The organism is Tianweitania sediminis, from assembly GCF_017813335.1.
GTDB classification, from domain to species: Bacteria; Pseudomonadota; Alphaproteobacteria; order Rhizobiales; family Rhizobiaceae; genus Tianweitania; species Tianweitania sediminis.
The window spans coordinates 170,422-177,871 of the sequence record NZ_JAGIYY010000010.1 but is presented as its reverse complement, the minus strand read 5'-3'; the positions used below and the strand labels follow the sequence as shown (position 1 = coordinate 177,871).

At 60.3% G+C, this 7,450-nt stretch carries 9 protein-coding genes; 8 read left to right on the top strand and 1 reads right to left on the bottom strand.

The window, feature by feature from the left end; all coding sequences use genetic code 11:
• The first annotated feature begins 356 nt into the window (after positions 1-356).
• The 8 genes from J5Y06_RS20605 to J5Y06_RS20570 all read left to right on the top strand — a co-directional run bounded on the left by J5Y06_RS20605 (position 357) and on the right by J5Y06_RS20570 (position 6,994).
• A complete protein-coding gene (locus J5Y06_RS20605; RefSeq protein ID WP_245248184.1) occupies positions 357-836 on the top strand; it encodes a curli assembly protein CsgF in 480 nt (159 codons plus the stop codon).
• Positions 837-890: 54 nt separating this feature from the next.
• Positions 891-2,111 carry a CsgG/HfaB family protein gene (locus tag J5Y06_RS20600; RefSeq protein WP_209337074.1) on the top strand — a complete coding sequence of 407 codons (1,221 nt, stop codon included), beginning with the start codon at positions 891-893 and terminating at the stop codon, positions 2,109-2,111.
• Positions 2,112-2,795: 684 nt separating this feature from the next.
• Complete coding sequence (locus J5Y06_RS20595) at positions 2,796-4,493, top strand: beta strand repeat-containing protein (RefSeq protein ID WP_209337073.1); 1,698 nt, start codon at positions 2,796-2,798, stop codon at positions 4,491-4,493.
• Positions 4,494-4,575: 82 nt separating this feature from the next.
• Complete coding sequence (locus J5Y06_RS20590) at positions 4,576-4,875, top strand: hypothetical protein (protein ID WP_209337072.1); 300 nt, start codon at positions 4,576-4,578, stop codon at positions 4,873-4,875.
• Entirely contained in the window at positions 4,842-5,051 is a 210-nt protein-coding gene (locus tag J5Y06_RS23635) for a hypothetical protein (protein WP_425348074.1), read from the top strand. The genes J5Y06_RS20590 and J5Y06_RS23635 overlap by 34 nt, the downstream gene beginning before the upstream one ends.
• Positions 5,052-5,085: 34 nt before the next feature.
• Complete coding sequence (locus tag J5Y06_RS20580; protein ID WP_209337070.1) at positions 5,086-5,877, top strand: hypothetical protein; 792 nt, start codon at positions 5,086-5,088, stop codon at positions 5,875-5,877.
• Between the two features lies 1 nt (position 5,878).
• Complete coding sequence (gene csgH / locus J5Y06_RS20575) at positions 5,879-6,244, top strand: curli-like amyloid fiber formation chaperone CsgH (protein WP_209337069.1); 366 nt, start codon at positions 5,879-5,881, stop codon at positions 6,242-6,244.
• Between the two features lie 24 nt (positions 6,245-6,268).
• Positions 6,269-6,994, top strand: coding sequence for an SH3 domain-containing protein (locus J5Y06_RS20570; RefSeq protein ID WP_209337068.1), 726 nt, complete (start codon positions 6,269-6,271; stop codon positions 6,992-6,994).
• Between the two features lie 6 nt (positions 6,995-7,000).
• Here the strand turns inward: J5Y06_RS20570 and J5Y06_RS20565 are convergent, their stop codons facing one another.
• Positions 7,001-7,435, bottom strand: coding sequence for a YqaA family protein (locus J5Y06_RS20565; RefSeq protein ID WP_209337090.1), 435 nt, complete (start codon positions 7,433-7,435; stop codon positions 7,001-7,003).
• Positions 7,436-7,450 lie beyond the last annotated feature (15 nt).

The following is a 7,450-nucleotide window of genomic DNA, read 5'->3' as shown; positions in this document are numbered from 1 at the left end:
GGATACCGTCCCCCCGCGAAATCACAATCGGCCCGGCTTTCTCGTGCTGGCGCAGGTTCGTGTAGGGATGCAGCGTGTTGGCGATATCCGCTGCCGCGAGCGAGTTGGAAAGCGTGTCCATGACGTCCTCGGTAAGTGAAGCTTGCCGGAGTATGGCAGACGTGACCGCTCCATGAAAGCACGGCAGGCTGGGCCAGGCGCCGGTCGCAACGATCCTTCAGGAACCGGCGATCGCGACCGCGGACCTCGATGCAACTGGCTGTTGCACAATGGCATCAACTGCCATTCTTTTGCTCGCGTAAGTTGCATGGGAGGAAATACGGTTCTATCACTACTTGCAAGGCTGCGAGGGTAAGATGACCCACAAATCTGTTGTTATGTCCTTGCTTTCGGGAGCGCTTGTTCTGATCGCGACGGGTTTGCCTGTTCGAGCGGGCGATCTGGTTTACACGCCGATCAACCCGTCCTTTGGCGGCAGCCCCCTGAATTCCTCGCATCTTCTTGCGATCGCTGGTGCACAGCGCGAGGCCACAGCCAGTGACTTCGAGGAGCCAGTCGATGATGACCTCGTGCCCGGCGGAGGAACCGGCGGCAATTCAGAAGCCGATCTTTTTGTCCGCCAGCTACAGGGCCGCCTTTTCTCCGCCCTTGCCGGCCAGGTCACCGAAGCGATCTTCGGCGAGAATCCGCAGGATGCGGGAACGGTGCGCTTCGGCGACACCACGGTGACTTTCGAGCGGACATTGGACTCCATCCGTCTGGTGATCGCCGATGCCTCCGATGGGACGCTGACGGAGATCATCGTGCCGCAACTCGTTTCGAGCTCGAACTTCTAGAACACTCCGTGATGCAGGGGTGCCGGTCGGGGGACCGGCGCGAGGGGATCCAGAATGACATTTGGTTTCGGACGCTCAACGCTTCGGCGCAGCCTGCTTCTCGGCGCATGCGCTGCGGCGTTGTCGGGATGCGTCACAACAGAGTCCCCTATCGACTCCGCACCGGTGATTGCCCCGGTCACCGAGCCCAACAACGAGTTGCGACAACTGCCGCTGCCGGCCGCCAAGACCGTGGTCGCCGTTTACGACATCGAGGATCTTACCGGGCAGTTCAAGGAGCGCGAAAACGTTCAGTCACTGTCGCGTGCCGTCACACAAGGCGGTGCGGCGATTCTGATCAAGGCCCTGCAGGACGCGGGCGAACGCCGCTGGTTCACGGTGCTCGAACGCAAGGAACTCGACAACCTCTTGCGCGAACGCCAGATCCTGACGGAAATGCGCAGGATCTACAACAACGAAGCGCAGATCGATCCCCGCGCGCTGCCGCCCTTGCTCCATGCCGGCATCATCGTCGAAGGCGGCATCATCGGCTACGACACCAACATTGCGACCGGCGGCGTGGGTGCGCGCTTCCTGGGCATCGGTGGCGATGCCAAATACATCCATGACGTTGTGACCGTGACGCTGCGTGCCGTGTCGACCAAGACGGGCGAAGTGCTGACCAGCGTGACCACGCGCAAGGCGGTTGCCTCCTATGCGCTGCAGGGCGGGGCTTTCCGCTATGTGAAGCTCGACGAGTTGTTTGAGGCTGAGGCTGGTGTCACCTACAACGAGCCCAAGCAGATTGCCGTGCAATCGGCGATCGAGCGGGCGGTGCTCGGCTTGATCGTGGAAGGTGCGGAGCTTGGAGTGTGGCGGTTTGCCGATCCCGCTGCCGGCGTGAGCTACATCAAGAGCTACCGCGAGCACAAATACGGCGCTGACCTGACAGTCGCCGCGCAAACCCCGCCGCGCCCGATGACCCTCGCCCCGGCCGAAACGGAGCAGCTTGTGCCCAAACGCCCTGCGCCCGTACAGGTCACGCAGCGCCGGCTCTCACCCGCAACGGTACCGTCGGGAGCACGACCAGCCGTACGCAATGCCGCGCAGCCGGCAGGGCAGTCCGGCGTTCGCCAGGTGCCGGGCGTTGGCGCGGTGCCCGTTGAGCGGCAGCCAGCGCCGGAAGCGCCCCGCCAGTTGCCGCCTGCCCCGACGCCCGACGAGCCGTCGTTGGGCGGCATCCCTCAGCCTGCAGGATCAAGCAAAGTTGCTGTTTTGACTGAGGGCCAAGGCTGACGTTCGAACAGCAAGATACGGCTTTGGCGTCTCAAGGCACCCGAATCCTTGCGCCTTCTTTACCTGAAATGAGATGATTATTGATTGCCGTTGAAGGCAGTTGATTTCTGTTGCTTTTGCGCTTCTGTGCGCCTTGTACACGCGCGGTTTTGAAGCGCTGACCTCATCTATTTCATTATCCTATGTTTATCTTGATGAGCGGTTTGCATCCGACCCTTACCTCAAGTGATAAGACCCTCCGCACCTCACTTTGCCCCGGCGTCTACTTAGCCGTGGAAGATTTGCGGCGCTCCCGCTTAACCTTACCGTTTCGTTTCTTCTAGAGGTTGTAATTCATTGCTTGACCTCGCGTCATGATATAGGTAAACGAAAGGTTAAGAAGGGGTAGCAAGCTACGCCTTCTGGGGCGAAGGGGTTTTCCCAAACAGCTTCTGACTGGACGTCACTTGTTGCGGAACATGGGGCGCGAGCACGGCTCGTTGCGTTCTGCGGCACATTGGACGCTCATACGGTCTTGGAACAACGGCATCGCATGGTGCGGCCGCGATTGACGTCGCGTGTCGAGGGCTGAGCTTTGCCTGCGCACAAGATCTGTTTCCGGCGGCATGCGGGTCGCGCGGGGGAGAACACGCAAGTCAACCAGGTCGGGCAAAGCCGGCCGCTCAAGGAAACAGGGACACGAGCATGACTAAGTTCAAGACAGTTCTTCTCGCCGCAACCGCACTGACGATGATTGGTGGCGCGGCCTGGGCTCAGAGCAACAGCACGTACATCTACCAAGGCGAATTCGGTGGCGTTGGCACTTTGAACGTTGCCGTAGTCGACCAGACCGGCGGCACAAACAATAAGGCTGGTGACGCCGCTGACAACCTGCTGCAGAACGGCGATCAGAACGAGATGCGGATCACCCAGAGCGGCAGCCAAAACACCGTGGGTACTGTTCCTACCGGCGTCGAACAGAAGGGCCTTTTGAACAAGCTCACCGTTACCCAATCCGGCACCCAGAATTCGGTCAAGCAGATCGATCAGTCTGCTCCTTCCGCAATCGGTCTGGTAGGTACGCACACCAACGTGCTGACCATCAACCAGGCAGGAAAGAGCGGCGTCGTTTCTGTCATCCGTCAGGAGAAGGACGGTGACGGCGCTGCCAACAAAGCTGACGTTTATCAAAGCGGCATTTCCAACGTTGTGAGGAACATCGACCAGTTCGGTAGTGCAAACCATGCTGAGACCGATCAGACTGGCGAAGGCAACGAAGTAACGCTGCTTAAGCAAGTTGGCGCCGGCAATTCCGCAAAGACGACGCAAAGCGGTAGTGGCGGCAGGATCTCGATCACTCAAAACGGTAACGACAATGGGCAGCAGGGTTTCCGCTTAGGTGCAGCGGGCATTTTGGCTGGCCTTTCCGGAATGGATCAAGGCGTGGCTTCGCAGAATGGTGATTCTGGCAGTACTGACAACCGGATCAACTATGTTGCGGCCGGCGATGGAAATCTTTTCGCGTTCCGCCAAGACGGGAGCGATAATTCTGCGACAGGTGAACAGAACGGCAGCGACAACGAAATCGCAGTTCGTCAAGCATCCGTTCAAATTCCAGGTTTCGGATCTCCGTACGGCTCCGGTCAGTCGATCAACAACGACGCAGTGTTTTCTCAGAACGGATCAGGTAACTCGACTGCCATTGCGCAGGCAGGTCAGAACAACCGTTCCAATGTTAACGTGACCGGTGACAACAACGACGCAGTCAGCGTCCAACTTGGCAGCTCAAACAGAGCAAAGCTTACCATCCAGGGCGGCAGCACTTCGCAGCACAACATCGTTGCAGCAGCCCAAATCGGCACCGAAAATGATGCCTCCGCGACTGTTGCAGGCAGCAGCAACAATGTTGGCATTCTTCAGGTCGGTGACAGCCACTCCTCGAAGATTGGTGTACAAGGCAACAACAACTTCGTCTTGACTGCCCAGGGCGGATTCGGTGGCACCGGCAACACCGCAACGGTTGATATCAACGGCAGCGGCAACAACCAGATCAATGGCTTCACGCCTTCCGCCTTCACTGGTGAAGCTCTGGCAGCCGCTAACGACTTCGGTACCATTGGCCAATTTACTGGAGCATTCCAGATCAACGGCCTTACGAACCGCAACGTTCTGACTCCAGGCGTGATTGCTCAGTACGGCGAGGGCAACAATGTGAATATTGATGTCGGCACGTCAGGAGCCGCGAACAACAACTTGTTCTCTACGCTTCAGTATGGCGACGACAACAAGATCAACGCGGAAATCAATGGAGATGGCAACCAGTTCGTTGCGATCCAGAGCGGCGGCGAGTTCGCCAATGTGGTACAGAATGGTAACCTGAATACTGTTGTGGTGACCCAGTAAGGGAAGGTGAAGGGTCTCTAAACCCCTTCCGCAACGGCTCTAAGCCCATCCTGTCGGCACTCGTTGCCGACAGGAGCTTTTCATGTCCCGCCTGCCTTTCCTCCTGCTTTCCGTGTCTTGTGCAGCCGGTTCGGCCTGGAGCCACGAAGCCATCAACCCGCTGGCGATCGTACGATCTGATCCGCTGGTCCACGCGCGGCAAGAAGAGGTAAGTACCCAGCTCATAATCGAGCACCCTGCCGAACCGATGCAGTCGACCAATGGTGTGACGGTGGTGATCGGAAGTGCAGACAAGGACGCGGCGGAACCTCTGCCTTTCGCCCACAACCACTGGTCAGTGGCAGCCTGGTGCAACAAGGCGAAGGCAACACAATCCACTTGACTGTGTCAGGCTCTTACAACAACTATGAGTTGAAACAACTTGGCTGGAACAACCAGGCCTCGGGACGCATTGCAGGAACAAGCAACCAAGCCGTCGTGACACAAGTGGGCTCAAGCAACATCGCTGCGTTCCAGCAAAGCGGCTCCGGAAATTCCGTAGCGATCACCCAGCGATGACGTGGATCGCGCCGGTGGATGAAAGGACGAGAGAATGATCCGCCTGACCTCCCTGTCGATGTCGGCAGCTTTCCTTCTACCTCTCGCGACGGTGCCCGACGCTGTCGCGCAGGGCAACAAGCTCACGATCGAGCAAAATGGCGATCAGAACACGCTGACAGTTGATCAGTCCGGCGCGACGGGCACCAAGGTCGAGGGACTGACCATCACCGATGCCGCCCCCCAGACCTTCACCGAGCAGCGGACAAGAACCGTCCGTGAAACGACGCTGATCCCGGCGACGGACACGGAGCCTGAAAGCATCGCGGAAGTTCTCACCGAGGTGACCGAGACCATCAGCACCACGGTGGACGTGCTCGGTTTCACGCCCACTGGTGTCGCTGTGCAGTCCGGCTCAAACAACGTCGCGGACATTTCGATGCACCGTCAGGGTGGAACGGTTCGGCTTTCTCAGAATGGCCGCAACACGACGCGACCCAACCTGGCAACCATCGTCACCACAGGCGCAGCCACGGCGAACCTCGGTCAGGACGGGCTTGCAAACACCGCAAGTCTCGAAGTGGCCGACGGAGGTACGGGCACAATCCTCCAGCGCGGTGATGAAAACACGGCCGGCCTCAAAGTTGGTGCCGGTGCAACTGCTCTCATCAGTCAGGTTGGCAGCAATCTCACGAGCGGGACGCCGGACGCGCCCATGGTCGTCGGAGCGGGCTCCAACGTGTCCTACATGATCAACGGCAGCAACGCTGTAACGTCGACCGGTGCAAGCGTCACCTCCAATGCAGCCGCCGTGCAGATTATCCAAACACAAAACGCCGGCTTCTAGGATGCGCGGCCTTCGCTTTCTTCCGGTGGTGCTTGCCATGGTCTCGGCGTCTCCTGCTTACGCGCAATCGGCTGCTGCCGTGGCAACGGTCGAGGCAAGCGCGACAGAAGGCGGCGTGCGGTTGGTCGGGCGGGCGGTGGCGCTGGCCGACGGCCGCTACGAAGCAAAGATGGCGATCCGCAAAAGCGGACGATCCGGTGAAACATCGACAACGCAGGGTGGCGCGTTCGAGCTGCAGGCGGGCAAGACGGCAGATGTGGCGAGCGTCGGCCTGTCCATGGTTCCAGGCGACACGTTGGTCGTGGATCTGGTTCTGACCGCAGGCGGCGAGGAAGTTTCCCGCACCATGCTGTCTGTCGGCAAGTAGCAGCAAAGATCACGAGGGGTTTTCGTGAGCAGGTCCTGGGTTCTCGCAGCTTCTTTAGCAGGCGCAACGCTGATGTTCGGGCACCCGGCAGCGGCACAAACGGAAGCCGACTTCGTGGCAGCCTTTGCAGGCGATTGGCAGACGCTGGACCCTGCCTATAGCGATGGTGGCGCCTGCCGCATCAGCCTCGAGCCCTCAAAGACCGCAGACCGATATGCGCTCACGGCCGATCATTGTGGCGGTACCTTCAGCACGTTGCAGGGCTGGGGCATCGTCGACAACCAGCTCGGCCTCATCGGCGCGGACAACGCCATCCTTGCGCGGCTCGGGGGAAACCAGACACGCATGAGCGGCGATGTCACGGGCGGCGGCAACGTCGTGTTCGAGCGACTACCGGCGAACGCTCAAACAGCAGCAAACGGTCCAGCGCTTGCAGCCGATTGCCTTTACTACGGCTACACGGCTTCCTGTTCCTTGCCGGCGGATCGTGAGCGCCCGACCCCGGCCGGCGCGGAACAAGCGGCCAAGGCGTCGGTGCTGGTGCGCCTCAACGCACGCAGCGAAGCGCGGCCGGATGCACCGATCGTGGCGACTATTCCGGCAAACACCTGTGTGGTCATCGAGGAATGCACCACAGCTTCCGATGGCAACTGGTGCCGGGCCAAGGTTTCCACCTACACGGCGTGGATCCGGCAGCAGGCCGTGCGCAGCAATCGCTGGCCGGTTCTCACCTACGCGCCTGGCTGTTGACCGATCTCATTGCAGGCTCCCGACCGCAGCCGCGACAACGAGGTAGCGGCCGGTCTTCGCGGCTGCGACCAGCAGCAGGAAGCTCCAAAGCGGTTCGCGCAAGACGCCCGCAACCACAGTGAGCGCATCGCCGCCGATCGGCGCCCAGGACAGGAGCAGGCTCCAGCGCCCCCAGCGGTTGTACCACCGGGTCGCTCGCTCGAGTGCGGCGGGCGACGCGGGAAACCAGCGGCGATGCTGGAAGCGGTGCACACTCCGGCCGAGCGCCCAGTTCACCACGGCGCCCAGCGTGTTGCCGAGGCTTGCCACCAGGAGCAGAAGAAGCATGGGATAGCCGGCCCACTGCAATCCGGCGAAAGCGGCTTCCGATTGCGCTGGGAGGATTGTGGCCGCAAGAAACGACACGCCGAACAGGCCGAACAAGGCGAGGAGCTGATCCAAAGCGGTCAAGCTCCT